We start from the raw sequence: 18,677 nt of genomic DNA on the forward strand, positions 1-18,677 counted from the left end.
GCCCTCGGCGCGGGCGCGCTCCGCCGCCCGCCAGCCGAGCAGTGCGCCGACCTCGTTGCCGGTCAGGCGGCGGAACCCCTCCGGAGCGCTCGCGTCAGGGATCGCGGCGGCGAACCGGTCGGCATCGGGGTCGTTCGCGACGATCAGATCGGCTCGCCCGGTGCGCGCGGTGGCGAAGGCGAGATCCAGAGCCCCCTCCTCCTCCGGGTTCGGGAACGCGACCGTGGGGAACGCGGGGTCGGGATCGATCTGCTCCACGACGACCAGCGGCTCGTCGAAGTCGGCCGCGGACAGCACGCGGTGCGCGGTCTCCCAGCCGACGCCGTGCATCGCCGTGTAGACGACGCGCAGGGGCGTGCTCTGCCGTCCTACTCCGGCCGTGGCGTCGATGTAGGCGGTCACGACGCTCTCGTCGGCCGTGCGGTACTCGCCGCGCGGCAGGTCCGTCACGCGTCGGGTCCGCGCCACGTCGAGGATCCTCTCGGCGATCTCGCCGTCGACCGGCGGCACGATCTGCGAGCCGTCGTCCGCGCCTCCGAGGTACACCTTGTAGCCGTTGTCCTGGGGCGGATTGTGGCTCGCGGTGACCATCACGCCGGCGTCGGCCCGCAGGTGGCGCACGGCGAAGGCGAGCACCGGGGTGGGCAGCAGGCGCGGCAGGAGCACCGCGTCGACGCCCGCTCCGGCCATCAGCGCGGCGGAGTCCTCGGCGAAGATCCTCGAGTTCTTCCGGCCGTCGTAGCCGATGACGACGACGGGACGCCCGGTGCCCCGGGCGAGGAGGTGCTCGGCGAGGCCGACGGCGGCCTGCGAGACCAGCACGCGGTTCATCCGGTTGGACCCGGCGGCGATCGCACCCCGCAGACCCGCCGTGCCGAAGGCGAGGCGGGAGCCGAAGCGGTCCTCGAGCTCGGCGGACGCCTCCGCGTCCCCGGCCTCGTCGGCGACCAGCAGGCGCACGAGCTCCTCGCGGGTCTCAGCGTCGGGGTCCTGAGCCAGCCAGTCCTCGGCGAGGGAGCGGATCGCGGCGCTCACAGGGTCCCCGTGATGCCCGCGAGCAGGCGGGCGAGATCGTCCTCGGCGTTCCGACCCGCCTCGAGGACCTCCTCGTGGCTCAGAGCCGTCTTCTGGATGCCGGCGGCGAGGTTGGTGATCAGCGACATGCCGAGCACCTCCATCCCCGCCTCGCGAGCGGCGATGGCCTCGAGGGCCGTCGACATGCCGACGATGTGACCGCCCATGATCCGTGCCATCTGCACCTCGGCGGGCGTCTCGTAGTGCGGTCCGCGGAACTGGACGTAGACGCCCTCGTCGAGCTCGGCGCGCGTCTCGCGGGCGAGCGCGCGCAGGCGGGAGGAGTAGAGGTCGGTGAGGTCGACGAACGTCGCCCCCTCCAGCGGGGAGTCGGCGGTGAGGTTGATGTGGTCGCTGATGAGCACCGGGGTCCCCGGCGTCCAGTGCTCCTTGATGCCGCCCGCGCCGTTGGTGAGGATCATCACCGAGGCGCCGGTCGCGGCCGCGGTGCGCACGCTGTGGGCGACGCGGCGGACGCCGTAGCCCTCGTAGTAGTGGGTGCGGGCGCCGATGATGAGCGCGCGCCTGCCCGTGGGCAGGAGGACGGAGCGGAGCGTGCCGCCGTGGCCGTGCACGGCCGGCTTCGAGAAGCCGAGGATCTCGGTCGCGTCGACGGTGGCGGTCGTCTCGCCGATCAGGTCGGCGGCCTTGCCCCAGCCGCTGCCGAGGGTGAGGGCGATGTCGTGCTTCTCGACGCCCGTCGCCTCGGCGATCTGAGCGGCGGCGTCACGGGCGATCGCGAAAGGATCGGCATCGGCGGAATCGAGCGGATTCGGGGTCTGGTCGGCCATTCCCCCACCCTATCCACGGCCCGCGGGAAGGTCCGAGCGTCGAGGGCGCCGAGCCGGGCGCCGCGCCGATTGGGTGAACTCCCAGCGACGGAGGACAATGGGAGTCATGGCTTACGAGTTCGAGCGCACGCAGAGGATCGCCGTACTCGGAGGGGGACCCGGGGGCTACGAAGCCGCCATCGCCGGCGCGCAGCTGGGCGCCGAGGTCACGCTCGTCGAGCGCGTCGGAGTGGGCGGCTCGGCCGTCATCACCGACGTCGTCCCGTCGAAGTCGCTGATCGCGACCGCCGAGGCGACCAACGCGATCGGCGAGGCCGCCGATCTCGGCGTGCAGTTCTTCACCCGGTCCGAGCAGACGAACAAGCCGGTCCGACCCGAGGTGGCCGTGAACCTGGCCACCGTCAACAAGCGGCTGCTCGGTCTGGCGCGCCAGCAGTCCGAGGACATGCGGGCGAACCTCGTGCACCACGGCGTGCGCATCGTCTCGGGCGACGGTCGCCTCGACGGCTCGAACGCCCTCATCGTCTCGACAGCGCCGGGCGAGGAGGGCATGGACTTCGACCGCATCGAGGCCGACACGATCGTCGTCTCGGTCGGCGCCAGCCCCCGCGTCCTGCCCGCTGCGGCGCCCGACGGCGAGCGGATCATGAGCTGGACGCAGCTCTACAACCTCAAGACCGTTCCCGAGCACCTGATCGTCGTCGGCTCCGGAGTGACCGGCGCCGAGTTCGCCTCCGCATACCGCGCCCTGGGCGCGAAGGTCACGCTGATCTCGTCCCGCGACCAGGTGCTGCCCGGTGAGGACGCCGACGCGGCCGCCGTCATCGAGAACGTCTTCAAGCGCAACGGCATGACCGTGCTCTCCAAGTCCCGCGCCGACCGGGTCGAGCGGACCGAGAAGGGCGTCCGCGCCGTGCTCTCCGACGGCCGCGTCGTCGAGGGCTCGCACTGCCTGATGGCCGTCGGCTCCGTGCCGAACACGGCCGGCATCGGCCTCGAGGAGGCGGGCGTCCAGCTGACGGAGTCGGGCCACATCCGCGTCAACCGCGTCGCCCGCACCAGCGTCCCGTCGATCTACGCGGCCGGGGACTGCACGACCTTCCTCCCGCTCGCCTCCGTCGCGGCCATGCAGGGACGCACGGGAGTGTTCCACGCGATGGGCGACGCCGTGAACCCCACCGAGGTGCGCAACGTCGCCGCGAACATCTTCACCCAGCCCGAGATCGCGACGGTCGGCTGGAGCCAGCGCGAGATCGAGGAGGGCATCGCGCAGGGCGAGATCTACAAGCTCCCCCTCGCCGCGAACCCGCGCGCGAAGATGATGGGCATCCGCGACGGCTTCGTGAAGCTCTTCGCCCGCACCGGCTCCGGCACCGTCATCGGAGGCGTCATCGTCGCCCCGAAGGCGAGCGAGCTGATCTTCCCCCTCGCCCTCGCCGTCGAGCACAGGCTCACCGTCGACCAGGTCGCCCGCGCCTTCACCGTGTACCCGAGCCTCACCGGCTCGATCTCGGACGCGGCGCGTGCCATGCACATCGTGAGCTGAAAGCTCACGATGTGCGGTCCGTCTTCTGAGCCGCCCCCTGTGCGGCTCAGCGCGGTCGGCTGAGTGGGTGGGGGCGTTCTGCAGAGCGGGTCGCGTCGCGCTGCTTCGAATCGCTGACACGCGATCGGCTGCCTTCTTCTGAGCCGCCCCTGTGCGGCTCAGCGCGGTCGGCTGAGTGGGTGGGGGCGTTCTGCAGCGCGGGTCGCGTCGCGCTGCCTCGAATCGCTCGCACGCGATTCTCATACGCGCGCTCGTGCAGGGTCGGCGATCCGGCGGCTCGCCACTGGTGGTTCCGGAACGAAGGGCGAGAGCGCGGATCGAGGCGTTCGGCCGTCCGATAGATCGCGATCGCGATGCGGAACGAGAGCCGGGAGTCGGGCTCGGGCGGCATCGTGGCTGACGGGCAGTCTCGGCTGAGGTTCTGCACCTGACGGGTTCGATCGTCGACCGGCATGGCCTCCGCTGACGGGCGGACGCGCGCCCGGGCTCCGCCCGAGGCTCTCGCCCGTACCCCGCCTCGGACTGCCGTCACCGCTGACCGGGGCGGCGCCGCCGCCTTCTGCTGATCGAGTAGCCCGCGCAGCGGGCGTATCGAGATCCACGGGCGACGGACGCGCGGGAGCGACGACCCCCGCGCGACGGACGCGCGTCAGACGATCTGCAGGAGGACGTGGCCCGCGGAGACCGTCGTGCCCGCCTCGGCGGCCAGGCCTGTCACGACGCCGTCCTTGTGCGCCGTGAGCGGCTGCTCCATCTTCATCGCCTCGAGCACGACGACGAGGTCGCCCGCCACGACGCTGTCGCCCTCGGCGACGGCCACCTTGACGATGGTCGCCTGCATCGGCGAGGTGACCGAGTCGCCCGTCACGGTGCTGACGGAGCCCGACCCGCGGCGCTTGGGGGCGCTCGCCGCCGAGGCCGAGCGCACCGGTCCCGAGCGCATCAGGTCGCCCGGCAGCGACACCTCGACGCGGCGCCCGTCGACCTCGACGACCACGCTCTGACGCGCGGCGGCCTCCGGTGCCGCTCCCGGCTCACCGCTCCACGGCTCGATCGTGTTGTCGAACTCGGTCTCGATCCAGCGCGTGTAGATCGAGAACGGGGCGTCGCCCTCGGGCGCGAAAGCGGGGTCGCGCACGATCGCGCGGTGGAAGGGCAGGACCGTCGGCAGACCGGTCACCTCGAACTCCTCGAGGGCGCGGCGCGAGCGCTCGAGCGCCTCGGCGCGGGTGCTGCCGGTGACGATCAGCTTCGCGAGCAGCGAGTCGAACGAGCCCGAGATCACATCGCCCGACACCACGCCGGAGTCGACGCGCACGCCGGGTCCGCCCGGCGCCTTGAAGACGTGCACGGGGCCGGGGGCGGGCAGGAAGCCGCGTCCCGCGTCCTCGCCGTTGATGCGGAACTCGAAGGAGTGGCCGCGGGGAGCCGGGTCGTCGTAGTCGAGGACGCCGCCCTCGGCGAGGCGGAACTGCTCGCGGACGAGGTCGATGCCCGTGATCTCCTCCGAGACGGGGTGCTCGACCTGGAGCCGGGTGTTGACCTCGAGGAACGAGACGGTGCCGTCCTTGCCCACGAGGAATTCGCACGTGCCGGCGCCCTGGTAGCCGACCTCGCGGAGGATCGCCTTGGACGCGCGGTAGAGCTCGGCGTTCTGCTCATCCGTGAGGAAGGGCGCGGGCGCCTCCTCGACGAGCTTCTGGTGACGGCGCTGGAGCGAGCAGTCGCGGGTGGAGACGACGACCACGTTGCCGTGGGCGTCCGCCAGGCACTGGGTCTCGACGTGCCGGGGCTGGTCGAGGTACTTCTCGACGAAGCACTCGCCGCGGCCGAAGGCGGCGACCGCCTCACGGGTGGCGGAGGCGAACATCTCCTCGACCTCGTCGCGCTCGCGGGCGACCTTGAGGCCGCGACCGCCGCCTCCGAAGGCAGCCTTGATGGCGACGGGCAGACCGTGCTGGTCGACGAACTCGAGCACCTCGGCGGCGCCCGAGACGGGGTTCAGGGTGCCCGGGGCCAGCGGCGCGCCGACCTTCTCGGCCACGTGGCGCGCCGACACCTTATCGCCGAGGCGCTCGATGGCGTCGGGGCTCGGGCCGATCCAGACGAGCCCGGCGTCGATGACGGCGCGGGCGAAGTCGGCGTTCTCGGCGAGGAAGCCGTAGCCGGGGTGGACCGCGTCGGCGCCGGAGCGGCGGGCGACCGAGAGGAGCTTCTCGATGACGAGGTAGGTCTCGGCGCTCGTGGTGCCGCCGAGGGCGTACGACTCGTCGGCGAGGCGGCTGTGCACCGCGTCGCGGTCCTGGTCGGCGTAGACGGCGACGGACGCGATACCGCTGTCGCGGGCGGCTCGGATGACTCGGACGGCGATCTCGCCTCGGTTGGCGATGAGCACCTTCGTAATACGCGACATGGTTCCCCACCCTAGGGGGCCGCTCGGCGATGCCCGTGGCGGCTCACCACAAAGAAGAGCGGGGGCTTCGTCGGTTCCTCACAACCCCCGCGGAGTCACCGGTTCCAGAGCGCCGTCCACGGCACGCCCAGCTCGCGCACGAGCGAGCGGAGGGTCGGCACGGACATGCCGACGACGGTCGACGGGTCGCCCTCGATCCGCGAGATGAACCCGGCACCGCGCCCGTCGATGGTGAACGCCCCGGCCACCTCGAGCGGCTCCCCGGTGGCGATGTAGGCGTCGATCTCGTCGTCCTCGATGTCGGCGGCGAAGTGCACGGCCGCGGAGGTGACCGCACCGGTCTCGCCGCGGATCCGTCCGCCGCGGTGGTCGATCAGCCAGTGACCCGAGTGGAGGCGCCCCTCCCTGCCGCGCTGGGCCCGCCAGCGCTCGCGCGCCCGCTCGGGCTCGTGCGGCTTGCCGTGCACCACGCCGTCGAGCACGAAGGCGGAGTCGCCGCCCAGCACGAGACCGTCGATCTCCGGTCCGAGGACGGCGCGGGCCTTCGCCCGAGCGAGGAGCGCGACGGTCTCGTCGGCGTCGAGCGGCGCACCCGTCTCCTCCTCGGCGCGGGCGACTGCGGCGGGCTCGTCGACCTCGGAGGGCACGACCAGCGGCTCGATGCCCGAGGCCCGCAGCAGCGCCAGGCGCGCGGGGGAGGTGGAGGCGAGGTAGAGGCGCATGCGTGCTCCCTGCGGCCGGGCCCCCGCTGTGGGATGCTCGATGGATGTCGAAGTCCGCGCCCCGCACACCCGCCCGTCCCACCGAGGACGACGGCGTGCTCGGGACGCAGGTCGAGCTCGAGATTAGCAACGTGGCCCACGGCGGCGTGTTCGTCGCCCGCCACGAGGGCCGGGTCGTCTTCGTCCCCGACGTGCTCCCCGGGGAGCGGGTGCGCGCCCGCATCAGCGAGGTGCGCCACGACAGCTTCTGGCGCGCCGACGCCCTCGAGGTGCTCGAGGCCTCGCCGCACCGTGTGCCGCACGTGTGGCCGGAGGCCGCCATCGAGCGCCGTCCGGAGGATCGCGTCGGCGGAGCCGAGTTCGGGCACGCGGCGCTGGAGCACCAGCGCACGCTCAAGCGGATGGTCCTCGAGGACGCCTTCTCGCGCTTCGCCCGACGTGAGGTCAGCGTCGAGGTCTCGGCGATCGCGGGTGACGACGACACGCGGGGCCTGGGCTGGCGCACGAGGAACCGCCTGCACGTCGACGACGAGGGCAGGGTCGGCCCCTACGCCTCCCGCAGCCACCACGTCGTCGCGGTGGAGAGCCTGCCGCTCGCGACCGCGGCCTCCTCCGCCGCCGCGCCCCTCGCCGATCGGCTCGCACCCGGCTCCGTCGTCGATCTCGTCGATGCCGCCGGCTCCGACGGCGCGGCCGTCCTCGTGCACGACCCCTCCGACAAGCGCGCGCGCCGTGATCGGACCGTCGTCACCGAGTTCGTCGCCGACCGCACCTTCCGCGTCGATCGCGCCGGCTTCTGGCAGGTGCACCGCGGTGCCGCCACGGCGCTGTTCGACGCCGTGCAGTCGGCCCTCGACATCGAGCTGAGCGATCCGCGAGCGGCGAACCACGACCTCTACGGCGGAGTCGGCCTGCTCGCGGCCGCGCTCGCCGACCGGCTCGGCGCCGGCGTCCGCGTGACGAGCGTCGAGAGCGACTCCCGCGCCACCGAGCACGCGCTCGAGAACCTGTCCGACCAGGTCGGCGCCCGCGCCGTCACCGCGCGGGTCGATCGCTACCTCCGCGACGCGATCGCCCAGGCGGACGCGCGCGAGCGGGAGCGCTGGCGCTCGGCCACCGTCGTCCTCGATCCGCCGCGCTCCGGTGCGGGCCGCGCGGTCACCGCTGCGCTGATCGAGCTCGCGCCGGCGCAGCTGGTCTACGTCGCCTGCGACCCGGTCGCCCTCGCGCGCGACGTCGGAGCGCTCACCGCCGGCGGCTACGAGCTGGAGCGGCTCGACGGCTTCGACCTCTTCCCGAACCCCTCGCACGTCGAGGCCGTCGCCCGCCTCGCGCGCCGCTCCGGCTGAACCCGCCCTCGCTACGATGATCCCCGATGGAGTGGACGGATGAACGCTGAGCCCGCCGAGGATCCGCGCGTGCGCGTGGCCATCGTCGACGACCACGAGTCGGTGCGCCTCGGGGTCGCCGCCGCGATCGATGCCGCGGGGATGCACGTGGTCGCCGCCGCCGAGACGGTCCGAGCGCTCGAGCAGGTGGTCGGCGGCGCCGAGATCGAGGTCCTGGTCCTGGATCTCTCGCTGAACGACGGATCGAGCATCACCGCCAACGTGAAGTGGGGCCAGGTCCGCGGATCCGCCGTGCTCGTGCACAGCATCGCCGACCGGGTCGTCGCGGTGCGGGAGGCGCTCGCCGCCGGTGCCGCCGGCGTGATCCCGAAGTCCTCCCCGATGTCGACGGTCGTCGCCGCGATCCGCACGGTCGCGCGGGGCGAGGTGCTGAACAACCTCGAGTGGGCGTCGGCGATCGACGCCGACGACGACTTCGCCCGGGCCGTCCTCGGTCGCCGCGAGCGCGACGTCCTGCACCTGTACGCCTCCGGTCTGCCGCTGAAGCTCGTCGCCGACCGGCTGCAGATCTCGGTGTCGACGGCCAAGGAGTACCTGGACCGGATCCGCGACAAGTACGTCGAGATCGGCCGGCCGGCGCCGACGAAGGTCGACCTCCTGCGCCGTGCGGTGGAGGACGGGATCCTGCCCGGCATCGATCCGGACGACGGCGATGCCGGCCGCTGAGGTCGCTCCCGCCCGCGCGCACGCCAACCGGACGCGCATCGACCGCATCATCGGCACGGTCGTCTCGTTCTTCGGCTTCGGCTTCGCCCTGCAGACGATCCCGCCGATCCTGAACCAGCTGCCGGATCTCGTGCCGGCCGTCGCGTGGCCGGTGCTCGTGCTCGTGTTCGGCGCGATGGCGGCGTCGGTCGTCACGGCCGTGCTGGGGCGCGGCACCAGGGTCACCGCCGTGCTCGCCGCAGGCGGGCTCCTGATCGCGCTCCTGACCTGGCCGCTCGCGGTGCAGCCGGGGATCGCGGCGGCGGACACGCCCTGGGTCTACTACCTGCTGACCATCGGGACCGCCTACTGCACCGTGGTCGCCCCGCTGCGCGTCGTCATCGTGTACGCGGTCCTCACCCCCGTCCTCTTCGGCGTCCTGCGCGTGCTCCCCGCCGGCGGCGCGGTGGAGCCGACCCGTGCGGTGCTCGACGCCTTCTACGTCGGCATCGTGGGCTTCGTCATGATGGTCCTCATCACGGTGCTGCGTCAGTCCGCCGACGAGGTCGACCGCGCGCAGACGACCGCGATGGAGCAGTACGAGGCCGCCATGCGCCAGCACGCGGGCGAGGTCGAGCGGATCGAGGTCGACGCTCTCGTGCACGACAACGTGCTGGCCACTCTGCTCGCCGCGGCCACCGCGGAGTCCCCGGCCGAGCGGTCGCTCGTCGCCTCCATGGCGCGGCGGACGCTGGCGGTCCTGCTCCCCGAGAAGGAGTCGGAGGTGGCGGAGGGGGCGGTGCCCCTGGAGCTCGTCGAGCGTCAGCTCGCGCACGCCGCCTCCACCTTCTCGGCGGTGAACGGCGTGCGGATCGCCGACGGTGCCGACGGGAGGACCGATGCGGTCCCGCGCGCCGTCGCCGAGGCCGTGCTCGGCGCGGTGTGGCAGGCGCTCACGAACAGCGTCCAGCACGCGGGCCCGAGCGATCGGGTGCGCAGGAGCGTCACCGGGCTGCTCGACGGGGACGCGGTCGCGGTCGTCGTCGAGGACGACGGCCGGGGCTTCCAGGTGTCCGAGGTGCCGCGCGAGCGCCTCGGGATCCGCCTCTCGATCCTCGAGCGGGTGCACAACGTCGACGGAGAGGCCGCGGTCGAGTCGAGTCCGGGGCGGGGGACGCGGGTCAGCGTCGCCTGGACCGCGGACGCCCCCGCGGTCCGGTCGGGAGCGCGCTCGTGATCGCCTACCCGCGACCGCTGCTGTACGCGCTCGGCGCCGGCTTCTCGCTCTACCACGTCGTCCTCGCCTTCTTCTCGTTCCGGAACTCGCCCGCGAGCGTCTTCGACCTGGTCGCGGTCGCCGTCTACGTCGCGGCGACCGTCCTCGCCCTGTGGCCGGGGTCGACGACCCGGATGGAGTCGGCGCTCGCCGCCGGGATGACGGCGGTCGCGATCGCCCTCCCGCTCCTCGTCGCGCCGACGCAGGACCCCACCGCCTCGAACGGGTACTCCACCTGGTACATCGCGGCCGTCGGCACGCTCCTGACCATCGTGTGCGCGCGCAGCCGCCCCGCCTTCGCCTGGGCGGGCATGCTCTTCCTCGCCGTCCACACCGTGGTGTGGGCCGGCCCGATCGCCCTCGCGACGCTCGGCGTCATCGGCGGCCTGGCCTGGGTCGGGATCGCGCAGCTGCTCATCATCGAGCTCGGCCGGGCCGGCTCGGAGGCGCGGGTCCTCGAGGCGGCCGAACGCGCGGCGACGTCGTGGCGGGCGGCGGAGGAGGCCCACCTCTCCGAGCGCGAGGTGCGCCTGGATCAGACCCGCGCCATCGCCTCGGAGATGCTCCGCCGCATCGCCACGGGCGGCTCGGGGCTGTCGGACGAGGAGCGCCGCGAGTGCCGCCTCCTCGAGGCCTCCGTGCGCGACGAGATCCGGGGCCGGCGGCTGCTGGACGACCGGGTCCGCGGGTTGGTCCTCGACGCGCGGCGACGGGGCGTGACGGTCTCGGTGCTCGACGACGGCGGGCTCGACCACACCTCCGAGGAGGAGAGCAGTCGCGTCCTGAGCGAGCTCGCCCAGGCGCTCGGAGGGATCCGCGACGGCGTCGACCGCATCGTCGTGCGGACCGCCTCCGCCGACTCGCCGTCGGCCGTGACGGTGGTCGGCCTGCGGACCGCGGACGACGGCAGCGCCGGCGCCCTGGGCTCGGACGACTCCGCGGACGAGGTCGACGCCTGGGTCGAGATCCGCCGCGACGGGCGCGGCGCGTAGCCTTCCGACCTCGAGGGGCGCCGAAGGGCGCTGTCGACGAGGATCCGGCGGAACGTCGATTCGCGCCCGACCCGATCGCGGAACCGCGCCGGACCGAGGACCCGGAACCGCCCGGTTAAAAGAGTGCGGCGGGCTGTCCACTCCTCCGAAGAGGGGGCCCAGCCCGCCGTCAAACCCCGAGTGAGGGCAATAACCCGAATATCGCCCTCACTCGCCCCCAAAACACCCGCCTCGTTACCCTGGTCGGCGAGTGATTGGCGATGCTCTCTCCGAGGAGTGAACACCTAACACGGATAATCATGCTCAGTCCGGAGGCCCCCAGATAGTCGTCACTTTAGGGGACTAATCGGGGTACAAAATCGAGGCCCCCGCGGAAAGCTCCCCCTGGACGGGCGACAAGAGCCCTCTCGGGCTCAGCCGGAGAACGAGCGCCAGGCTCCGGGGCCCGGGTGCAGCGGCGCGCGGACGGCGTTGGAGCGGTCGTTCCAGCCGCTCACGAGCTCGGCGGACTCCTCCGGTGCCTCGCCCGCCTGAGCGGCGAGGGCGGTGACGACAGCGGTCACGGCGGCGATCTCGCGATCGCCCAGACCGGGGGTGGAGATCACGACGGAGGGGGAGGAGTCCTGAGCGCTCATCCCGCGACGGTACCGCATGCCGCTCGCGGCCGACGTGCGGCGGGGGGTCATTATGCTGACGCCGGACGCCGCTGGAGCGACGACCGCACCGTTCTCGAACCGGGAGTCCCATCGTGCCGTCGAGGATCCCCCCGCGCGCCTCCGCCGCCGCCCGCTCCGTGATCGCGGGAACGCGCCGTTCGCCCGTCGCCGTGGCGGTCGTGTCCGTCCTCCTCCTGGCGAGCACCCTCGCCGGGACGGTGGCGGGCCCCGCCCCGGCGCTCACCGCGCAGACCTGGGCCGCCGGCCCGAGCACGACCCTCGCCGCACGCCCCTGGACGGCGCTGACGGCTCTGCTGATCGCCTCGGACCCGCTGCAGCTCGTCCTCGACGCCGTCCTGGTGCTGCTGGTGCTCGTGATCGCCGAACGGCGCCTGGGGCCGCTGCGCACGGCGCTCTCGTTCGTCGTCACCGGCGCGATCGGGGCGACGGCGGGATCGATCCTGCAGGTCGCGGGAGCGGCGGTGGGCGAGTGGTGGGCGAGCGACACCGTCGGCGATCTCACCTTCGATCCCCTGATCGGGGCGGTCGGTGCGCTGATGGCCTCCACCGCCGTCACGGGGGCGCTGTGGCGCCGCAGGCTGCGGGTGACGAGCTTCGCCGTCGTGCTGATGTTCGTGCTGTACGCCGGCGACTCCGCGGACGTCTACCGCCTGCTCTCCGGCCTCGCCGGTCTCGCCCTCGGCGCCGTCCTGTCCGGCGGACTCCGAGGGCTCCGCCCCCGCCGGCCGGCCCCGAGCTCGCACCGCGAATCGCGCGGCCTCCTCGCCGTGATCGTGGCGGTCACCGCCCTCGGCCCGCTGGTGGCCGTGCTCTCCGACTCCGGGTACGGCCCGTTCTCGTTCCTCGGCCGGCTGCTCCAGAACGCCTTCACCGGCACGGGCGACCTCGAGGACCCGTGCGCCCGCCTCGCCCGGCACTGCACCCACCACGTCCAGCTCAGCCTCGCCGAGCCCGGTGCGATCCTGCTCGCCTTCGTGCCGATGGTCCTCCTGCTCGTGGCCGCCGGAGGCCTGCGATCGGGGCGGCGCCTCGGGCTCCTCCTCGCCCTCGGGGTGAACGGCGCCATCGTCGTGCTCGACGTCCTCTCGCTCCAGCGGGCGGCACGGCACCCCGAGTTCGAGCACTACACCGAGTACCTCCTGTGGGTGGCGACGACCGTGCTCGTGCCGCTCGCGGTGATGGCGCTGCTCATCGCCGGCCGGCGCCACTTCCGGATCCGCGCCCCGCGCGCCGCGGCCCGGCGCTGGTGGCGGGTCGTCGCCGGGTCCTTCGCCGTCGGGCTGGGCGGCTACCTGGCCCTCGCCCTCGCCGCGCGGTCGAGCTTCGAGCCGGCGGTCGGCACCGCACGGCTCCTGGTCGACGGCGTGCTGCGTTTCGTCCCCCTCGGCTTCCTGGGCGGCGCCGGGCGGATCGCCGTGCCCCGGGAGCCGCTCGCGCGGTTCGTCTTCGAGTGGGTCGGACCGGCGTTCTGGCTCGTGGTGGTCCTCGCCGTGCTGGCGCTGCTGCGCGCGACGGACGCCGAGCGGCTGCACGGCGACGAGGCGCGGTACCGCGGGATCCTGGCCCGGCACGGCGCCGGCAGCCTGGGTCACCAGGGCACGTGGCAGGGCAACGACCACTGGATCGCTCCGGACGGCGAGGGCGGCGTGGCCTACCGCGTCGTGGGAGGGGTGGCGATCGCCCTGTCCGATCCGGCCTGCGCTCCCGAGCGGCGCCGCGAGGTGGTCGACGGCTTCCTCCGCCATTGCGACGAGCACGGCTGGTCGCCCGTCTTCTACAGCGTGCACGACGAGCTGCTGCCCGTGCTCGGCGCCCTCGGCTGGTCCGCGGTCTCGGTCGGCGAGGAGACCGTGATCGACCTCGCCGGCTTCGAGCTCACGGGAAAGCAGTGGCAGAAGGTGCGGTACCCGCTCAACCGCGGTCTCAAGCTCGGCATCCGGGCCGAGTGGACCACCTGGCCGGAGCTGTCCCTCGCCACCGCGAACAGCATCGTCGACCTCTCGGAGCGCTGGGTCGCCGAGAAGGCGCTGCCCGAGATGGGCTTCACTCTGGGCGGTCTCGACGAGGCGCGCGACCCCGAGGTCGCCCTCCTGCTCGCCATCGGCCCCGACGGAGTCCTGCAGGGCGTCACCAGCTGGCTGCCGGTGCGCCGCGAGGGCGCCGTCGTCGGCTGGACCCTCGACTTCATGCGCCGCTCCGACGACGCGATGCCGGGGATCATGGAGTTCCTGATCGCGTCGGCGGCCCTGCGGGCGAAGGAGGACGGAGCCGAGTCCGTCTCGCTGTCGGGTGCGCCGCTCGCCACCGCCCCGGTCGCGGACGGCGAGGAGCCGGCGGAGCCGACGGTGCTCTCGCGGCTGCTCGAGTTCCTCGCGCGGACCCTCGAACCGGCGTACGGGTTCACGTCGCTGTTCCGCTTCAAGGCGAAGTTCCACCCCCGGTACGAAGGGCTCTGGCTCGCGTATCCCGACGCGCTGCGCCTCCCGCAGATCGGGACCGCCCTCGCCCGTGCGTACCTGCCCGATCTCTCGGCGCGAGACGCCCTCGCCTTCGCCCGCGCACTCGGCGCGCGCCCCGAGGCCCGGAAGGCGGTCGCGGAGACGACCGAGGGCTGAACGGCCGCCGGTGCGGTGCGGTCGGCGCCCGCCTACAGGCGCAGCTCGCCCGCCACGACCCGGCCCGCGACGACGGTGAGCGCGGTCGAGTGCGAGCGGGCGTGCCGCCGCAGGAGCTGGAACGCGTCGTCGGGCGAGATCTCGCGGGCGTAGGCGACGGCTCCCTTGGCCTGCTCGATCAGCACCCGGCTGTTCAGAGCGTGCTGGAGCTGGTTGCGCACGGTGTCGCTCTCGACGAGCGCGCGCTGGTGCAGGATCCCGATCGTGGCGACGTCGGCGAACGCCTGCACGACGGCGACGTCCTCGTCGGGCAGCGTCCCCGTCTCGGTGCGGAACAGGTTCAGCGAGCCGATGCACTCGTTCCGCAGCCGCATCGGCACGCAGTGCACCGAGCGCAGCCCCAGCTCGAGGGCCCGGTCCCGGAAGGGCGCCCAGGCCGCCGGCACACCCTCGATGTCGGCGACGACGACCGCCTCGCCCGTGGTGAGGCACTCCAGGCAGGGCCCGGTCTCCTCGCGGAGCTGGAGGAGCCCGATCAGCCGCGAGTCCTCGTCCGTCGACGCGAGGACCTCCGCGACCCCGTTCGCATCGCGCAGGACGATCCCCGCGGACGCCGCGTCGAACAGCGACACGCTGCGGTCGACGAGGGTCTGGAGCAGTTCCACCGTGTCGTAGTCGTCGACGAGGGTGTCGGAGAGGGTCACGAACGTCTCGATGAGGTCGTGCTCCCGTGAGCGGGCCGCCATGCTGTCGATCCTAGATTTCGAGGGGAGGAGGGGGGAACCCGGTGCGGCGGTCGACGATCTCCTCGGCGACCTCCGAGACCGGGCGGCCCTGGGCGAACGCGTGGGCCCGGAGCAGGAGGAGCGCGTCGTCGGCGGTGATGCCGTGCCGGGCGAGGATCATGCCGGTCGCCTGGTGGACGAGCCGCCGCGAGTGCACGTTGGCGCTCGCCTCGCCCGCGTCGTCGGTGAGCACCTGGGCGACGACCCGCAGGGCCGTTCCGGGCGATCGGGAGCGGATGCGCTCGATGTCCGCCGTCGAGAGGGGGGCGGCGCGCGCGTTGTAGAGGTCCACCACTCCCACGTCGAGCCCGGCGATGCGGAGCGGGAAGGCGTAGACCGATTCCAGCGGCAGCCGGCCGGCCTCGGCCGAGAACAGCGGCCAGCGGTCGGCCTCGGCCCGGACGTCGACGACGAGCACCGGGGTCCTGCGGCGGGAGGCCTCCCAGCAGGGTCCCTCGCCGAGGTCGAGCTGGATCTCGTCGAGGCGGGCGGCGACGTCGTCGGTCGCCGAGACGGTCTCGCCTCCGAAGGAGGAGCCGATGGTCGAGATGGCGGCGCCCCGCACGGGGAAGTCGTCGATGTACGAGACCGACAGTCGGGCGAGGGCGTCCGCGGTCATCCGCGCCCTCCCTCCGTCGCCGACGACCGATGCCGTCGGCGCCCACGCTAACAGGGCGGCGGCGCGGCCCGGGGCCGCTGCCGCCGACGCCTCAGAGCGGGATGTTGCCGTGCTTCTTGGCGGGCAGGTTCGCGCGCTTCGTGCGGAGGGCCCGCAGCGCCTTGATGACGCTGACGCGGGTCGCGGAGGGCTCGATGACCCCGTCCAGCTCGCCGCGCTCAGCGGCGAGGAAGGGGCTCGCCACGTTGTACGTGTACTCGTTCGCGAGGCGCGTGCGGACGGCGGCGACGTCCTCACCGGCCTCCTCGGCCTTCTTGATCTCGGTGCGGTACAGGATGTTGACCGCACCCTGGCCGCCCATGACCGCGATCTCGGCGGTGGGCCAGGCGAGGTTGATGTCGGCTCCCAGCTGCTTGGACCCCATGACGATGTAGGCGCCGCCGTAGGCCTTGCGCAGGATCACGGTGACCAGCGGCACGGTCGCCTCGGCGTACGCGTAGAGCAGCTTGGCGCCGCGGCGGATGACGCCGGTCCACTCCTGGTCGGTGCCGGGGAGGTAGCCGGGCACGTCGACGAGGGTGAGGATCGGGAGGGAGAACGCGTCGCAGAAGCGGACGAAGCGCGAGGCCTTCTCCCCGGCCTCGATGTTCAGGGTGCCGGCCATGGCGCTCGGCTGGTTCGCGATGATGCCGACCGAGCGGCCCTCGACCCGGCCGAAGCCGATGACGATGTTGGGGGCGAACAGCGGCTGCACCTCGAGGAAGTCGCCCTCGTCGACGATGTGCTCGATGACGGCGCGCATGTCGTACGGCTGGTTGGGGCTGTCCGGGATCACCGTGTCGAGGAAGCGATCCGAGTCGGTGGTCTCGAGGTCGACCTCGTTGTCGAAGACCGGGGCCTGCGAGAGGTTGTTGTCGGGGAGGAAGGAGAGGAGCGTCCGCGCGTAGTCGAGGGCGTCGTTCTCATCGCTCGCCAGGTAGTGCGAGACTCCCGAGATCTTGTTGTGCGTGAGCGCTCCGCCCAGCTCCTCCATGCCCACGTCCTCGCCCGTGACGGTCTTGATCACGTCCGGGCCGGTCACGAACATCTGGCTGGTCTTGTCGACCATGATCACGAAGTCGGTCAGCGCGGGGGAGTAGACCGCGCCTCCGGCCGCCGGTCCGCAGATGATCGAGATCTGGGGGATCACGCCGCTCGCCGCGGTGTTGCGCCGGAAGATCTCGCCGTACTTGCCCAGCGCGACGACGCCCTCCTGGATCCGCGCTCCGCCGGAGTCGAGGATGCCGATGATCGGGACGCCCGTCTTCAGCGCCAGGTCCATCACCTTGATGATCTTCTCGCCGGCGACCTCGCCGAGCGAGCCGCCGAAGATCGTGAAGTCCTGCGAGTAGACCGCGACCTGGCGGCCGTGGATGGTGCCGGTCCCGGTGACGACGGCGTCGCCGTAGGGCCGCTTCTTCTCCATGCCGAAGGCGTGGGTGCGGTGGCGGACGAACTCGTCCAGCTCCACGAACGATCCCGGGTCCAGCAGCGTGTCGATGCGCTCGCGGGCCGTCATCTTGCCCTTGGCGTGCTGCTTCTGGATCGCGGCCTCGCCGCTCGCGGTGACCGCCTCGTGGTACCGGGCCTTGAGGTCGGCGATCTTCCCCGCGGTCGTGTACATGTCGGGCGCGGGACGTTCGATGTTCGCGGTCACCCGCTCACCTTACCGGCGGGGGTGGGGGCGGCCCCCTTGTCGACCGGCCACAGGGAGCGCGCCCCGGGACGGGAGGATGTCGACAAGGACGGCATCTCCAGCGTGGGGGCGGGAGGCACGGGTACCGTGGCGGGATGCAGCTCCCGCTCTCCCGCTCCGTCTCCCCGCAGGTGCTCTGGCTCGAGAGCGCGGGGTCGACGAACGACGTCCTCCGCGAGCGCGCGACGGCGGATCCCGCCGGGTGGCCGCACCTCTCCGTCGTCGCCACCGACGACCAGCGCGCCGGCCGCGGCCGTCTCGGGCGCGTGTGGCAGGCGCCGCCCGGACGCACGCTGGCCGCGTCGATCCTCGTCGACGCGTCGGCTCTGCCGGCCGCGGCGGCCGGCTGGCTGCCGCTCATCGCCGGCGCCGCTCTCGCCCGGGCCCTGGCTCCGCTCGTCGACGTCCCGGTCGCGGTCAAGTGGCCCAACGACGTGCTCCTCGACGAGCGCAAGACGTCCGGGATCCTCGCCGAGCGGCTCCCCGACGGGCGCGTGGTCCTGGGCACCGGCGTGAACCTCCTGCTCGGCGAGGACGAGCTGCCCGTGCCGACCGCGACGTCGCTCGCGCTCGCCGGGGCGAGCAGCGCCGACGCCGACGCCGTCCTGGCGGCGTACCTGACCGAGCTGTCGGCTCTGCTCGGGCCCCTGCTCGCACGGGGCGACGCGGAGGCGGCGGGCACCGCGGACGCCGTCCGGGAGCGCTGCGGCACGCTGGGCCGCCGCGTCCGCGTGGAGCTGCCGGACGGCTCCGTCCTCGAGGGCACCGCCGTCGCCCTCGACGCCGACGGGAGCCTCGTCGTCGACCTGCCGGCGGGGCGGCGCTCGTTCTCGGCGGGCGACGTCACGCACCTGCGCCAGTGAGCGCCCTGCGATGACCCGGGAGCGCGAGCTCGCGCGGATCACCCCGCGTGCACGGAAGGCCCTCGCTCCCGTCGCGGGGCTGCTGCTGCTGACCTGGACCGGCTTCTACTTCGCCGCGCAGTTCGAGCTCCCGCTGCAGCGGTGGATCATCGCGATCGGCACCGCCGTCCTCGTCCTCCTCCTCTGCGCTCCGGCACTCGCGCGCTGGGCGGGGATCCGCTATCGGATCACCCCGCAGAGGCTGCACGCCCGCCGCGGCGTCCTCCGGGTGCACCGCGCGGTCGTCGACTTCGACCCGCGGATGAGCGTGAGCGTGTCGCGGACTCCGGCCCAGCGGGTGGCGCGCTGCGCGGACGTCCACCTGCTGCAGGACGGCGAGCACGTCTTCGTGCTCCGGGACCTGCCCGACCCGGAGCTCACCGCGCTCGTGCTCCGCGAGGCGATCGCGGCGGCGCCGATGCCGGTCCCGGAGTGGCCGGCCCCCCTGCCTCCGGAGTGAGACGTCCCGACCGGCC

Annotated in this window: 16 protein-coding genes; 8 read left to right on the forward strand and 8 right to left on the reverse strand. The window is 73.1% G+C overall.

The features are described 5' to 3' along the window. Both NB037_RS04830 and NB037_RS04835 read right to left on the reverse strand, forming a co-directional pair. The coding region (locus tag NB037_RS04830; protein ID WP_504971679.1) for a phosphohexomutase domain-containing protein at positions 1-1,035 on the reverse strand (1,035 nt) is incomplete at its 3' end. Continuing rightward, positions 1,032-1,865: a purine-nucleoside phosphorylase gene (locus NB037_RS04835; RefSeq protein WP_251944166.1), complete on the reverse strand. Its 834-nt coding sequence runs from the start codon at positions 1,863-1,865 to the stop codon at positions 1,032-1,034. The genes NB037_RS04835 and NB037_RS04830, both read right to left, overlap by 4 nt. A 106-nt stretch (positions 1,866-1,971) precedes the next feature. On the opposite strand from NB037_RS04835, the gene NB037_RS04840 reads away from it, so the two are divergent. Beyond that, entirely contained in the window at positions 1,972-3,411 is a 1,440-nt protein-coding gene (locus NB037_RS04840) for an NAD(P)H-quinone dehydrogenase (RefSeq protein ID WP_251944167.1), read from the forward strand. A gap of 649 nt (positions 3,412-4,060) precedes the next feature. On the opposite strand, the gene NB037_RS04845 is transcribed toward NB037_RS04840, so the two are convergent. Continuing rightward, complete coding sequence (locus NB037_RS04845; protein WP_251944168.1) at positions 4,061-5,824, reverse strand: acetyl/propionyl/methylcrotonyl-CoA carboxylase subunit alpha; 1,764 nt, start codon at positions 5,822-5,824, stop codon at positions 4,061-4,063. A gap of 95 nt (positions 5,825-5,919) precedes the next feature. Continuing rightward, a complete protein-coding gene (locus tag NB037_RS04850; protein ID WP_251944169.1) occupies positions 5,920-6,546 on the reverse strand; it encodes a Maf family protein in 627 nt (208 codons plus the stop codon). Between the two features lie 44 nt (positions 6,547-6,590). On the opposite strand from NB037_RS04850, the gene NB037_RS04855 reads away from it, so the two are divergent. From NB037_RS04855 to NB037_RS04870, 4 genes are read left to right on the forward strand one after another with little or no spacing between them, the layout of a single operon-like run. Continuing rightward, the gene (locus NB037_RS04855; protein WP_251944170.1) at positions 6,591-7,895 is read left to right on the forward strand and encodes a class I SAM-dependent RNA methyltransferase; all 1,305 of its coding nucleotides are present in this window, start codon (positions 6,591-6,593) and stop codon (positions 7,893-7,895) included. A 39-nt stretch (positions 7,896-7,934) separates the two neighbouring features. Continuing rightward, a complete protein-coding gene (locus NB037_RS04860; protein WP_207402881.1) occupies positions 7,935-8,621 on the forward strand; it encodes a response regulator transcription factor in 687 nt (228 codons plus the stop codon). Then, on the forward strand, positions 8,608-9,837 hold the full coding sequence (locus tag NB037_RS04865) for a sensor histidine kinase (protein WP_251944171.1): 1,230 nt from the start codon (positions 8,608-8,610) through the stop codon (positions 9,835-9,837). Before NB037_RS04860 ends, NB037_RS04865 begins: the two co-directional genes overlap by 14 nt. Further along, positions 9,834-10,868: a DUF8320 family protein gene (locus NB037_RS04870; protein WP_251944172.1), complete on the forward strand. Its 1,035-nt coding sequence runs from the start codon at positions 9,834-9,836 to the stop codon at positions 10,866-10,868. Before NB037_RS04865 ends, NB037_RS04870 begins: the two co-directional genes overlap by 4 nt. A gap of 413 nt (positions 10,869-11,281) precedes the next feature. Here the strand turns inward: NB037_RS04870 and NB037_RS04875 are convergent, their stop codons facing one another. Further along, positions 11,282-11,503 carry an acyl-CoA carboxylase subunit epsilon gene (locus NB037_RS04875; RefSeq protein WP_251944173.1) on the reverse strand — a complete coding sequence of 74 codons (222 nt, stop codon included), beginning with the start codon at positions 11,501-11,503 and terminating at the stop codon, positions 11,282-11,284. 113 nt (positions 11,504-11,616) lie between these two features. Between NB037_RS04875 and NB037_RS04880 the strand changes: the two genes are divergently transcribed. Then, positions 11,617-14,160, forward strand: a complete 2,544-nt coding sequence (locus tag NB037_RS04880) for a bifunctional lysylphosphatidylglycerol flippase/synthetase MprF (protein ID WP_251944174.1) — start codon at positions 11,617-11,619, stop codon at positions 14,158-14,160. 32 nt (positions 14,161-14,192) lie between these two features. Here the strand turns inward: NB037_RS04880 and NB037_RS04885 are convergent, their stop codons facing one another. The 3 genes from NB037_RS04885 to NB037_RS04895 all read right to left on the reverse strand — a co-directional run bounded on the left by NB037_RS04885 (position 14,193) and on the right by NB037_RS04895 (position 17,227). Continuing rightward, positions 14,193-14,906: a GAF and ANTAR domain-containing protein gene (locus NB037_RS04885; protein ID WP_251944175.1), complete on the reverse strand. Its 714-nt coding sequence runs from the start codon at positions 14,904-14,906 to the stop codon at positions 14,193-14,195. Positions 14,907-14,916: 10 nt separating this feature from the next. Continuing rightward, positions 14,917-15,564 carry a GAF and ANTAR domain-containing protein gene (locus tag NB037_RS04890; protein ID WP_251944176.1) on the reverse strand — a complete coding sequence of 216 codons (648 nt, stop codon included), beginning with the start codon at positions 15,562-15,564 and terminating at the stop codon, positions 14,917-14,919. 91 nt (positions 15,565-15,655) lie between these two features. Then, a complete protein-coding gene (locus NB037_RS04895) occupies positions 15,656-17,227 on the reverse strand; it encodes an acyl-CoA carboxylase subunit beta (protein WP_207402922.1) in 1,572 nt (523 codons plus the stop codon). Positions 17,228-17,394: 167 nt separating this feature from the next. Here NB037_RS04895 and NB037_RS04900 point away from each other — a divergent pair, with 167 nt between their 5' ends. Beyond that, a complete protein-coding gene (locus NB037_RS04900) occupies positions 17,395-18,162 on the forward strand; it encodes a biotin--[acetyl-CoA-carboxylase] ligase (protein ID WP_251944177.1) in 768 nt (255 codons plus the stop codon). Positions 18,163-18,172: 10 nt separating this feature from the next. Next, the gene (locus tag NB037_RS04905; protein WP_251944178.1) at positions 18,173-18,661 is read left to right on the forward strand and encodes a PH domain-containing protein; all 489 of its coding nucleotides are present in this window, start codon (positions 18,173-18,175) and stop codon (positions 18,659-18,661) included. Positions 18,662-18,677: the final 16 nt, after the last annotated feature.

Source organism: Rathayibacter rubneri (assembly GCF_023743255.1).
Taxonomy (GTDB): Bacteria; Actinomycetota; Actinomycetes; order Actinomycetales; family Microbacteriaceae; genus Rathayibacter; species Rathayibacter rubneri.

What these genes read in the sequence shown, in the direction of transcription:
- NB037_RS04835 (WP_251944166.1), bottom strand. Translation starts at nt 1,865, where the DNA reads ATGGCCGACCAGACCCCGAATCCGCTCGATTCCGCCGATGCCGATCCT.
- NB037_RS04840 (WP_251944167.1), top strand. Translation starts at nt 1,972, where the DNA reads ATGGCTTACGAGTTCGAGCGCACGCAGAGGATCGCCGTACTCGGAGGG.
- NB037_RS04845 (WP_251944168.1), bottom strand. Translation starts at nt 5,824, where the DNA reads ATGTCGCGTATTACGAAGGTGCTCATCGCCAACCGAGGCGAGATCGCC.
- NB037_RS04850 (WP_251944169.1), bottom strand. Translation starts at nt 6,546, where the DNA reads ATGCGCCTCTACCTCGCCTCCACCTCCCCCGCGCGCCTGGCGCTGCTG.
- NB037_RS04855 (WP_251944170.1), top strand. Translation starts at nt 6,591, where the DNA reads ATGTCGAAGTCCGCGCCCCGCACACCCGCCCGTCCCACCGAGGACGAC.
- NB037_RS04860 (WP_207402881.1), top strand. Translation starts at nt 7,935, where the DNA reads ATGAACGCTGAGCCCGCCGAGGATCCGCGCGTGCGCGTGGCCATCGTC.
- NB037_RS04865 (WP_251944171.1), top strand. Translation starts at nt 8,608, where the DNA reads ATGCCGGCCGCTGAGGTCGCTCCCGCCCGCGCGCACGCCAACCGGACG.
- NB037_RS04875 (WP_251944173.1), bottom strand. Translation starts at nt 11,503, where the DNA reads ATGAGCGCTCAGGACTCCTCCCCCTCCGTCGTGATCTCCACCCCCGGT.
- NB037_RS04885 (WP_251944175.1), bottom strand. Translation starts at nt 14,906, where the DNA reads ATGGCGGCCCGCTCACGGGAGCACGACCTCATCGAGACGTTCGTGACC.
- NB037_RS04890 (WP_251944176.1), bottom strand. Translation starts at nt 15,564, where the DNA reads ATGACCGCGGACGCCCTCGCCCGACTGTCGGTCTCGTACATCGACGAC.
- NB037_RS04895 (WP_207402922.1), bottom strand. Translation starts at nt 17,227, where the DNA reads ATGTACACGACCGCGGGGAAGATCGCCGACCTCAAGGCCCGGTACCAC.
- NB037_RS04900 (WP_251944177.1), top strand. Translation starts at nt 17,395, where the DNA reads ATGCAGCTCCCGCTCTCCCGCTCCGTCTCCCCGCAGGTGCTCTGGCTC.
- NB037_RS04905 (WP_251944178.1), top strand. Translation starts at nt 18,173, where the DNA reads ATGACCCGGGAGCGCGAGCTCGCGCGGATCACCCCGCGTGCACGGAAG.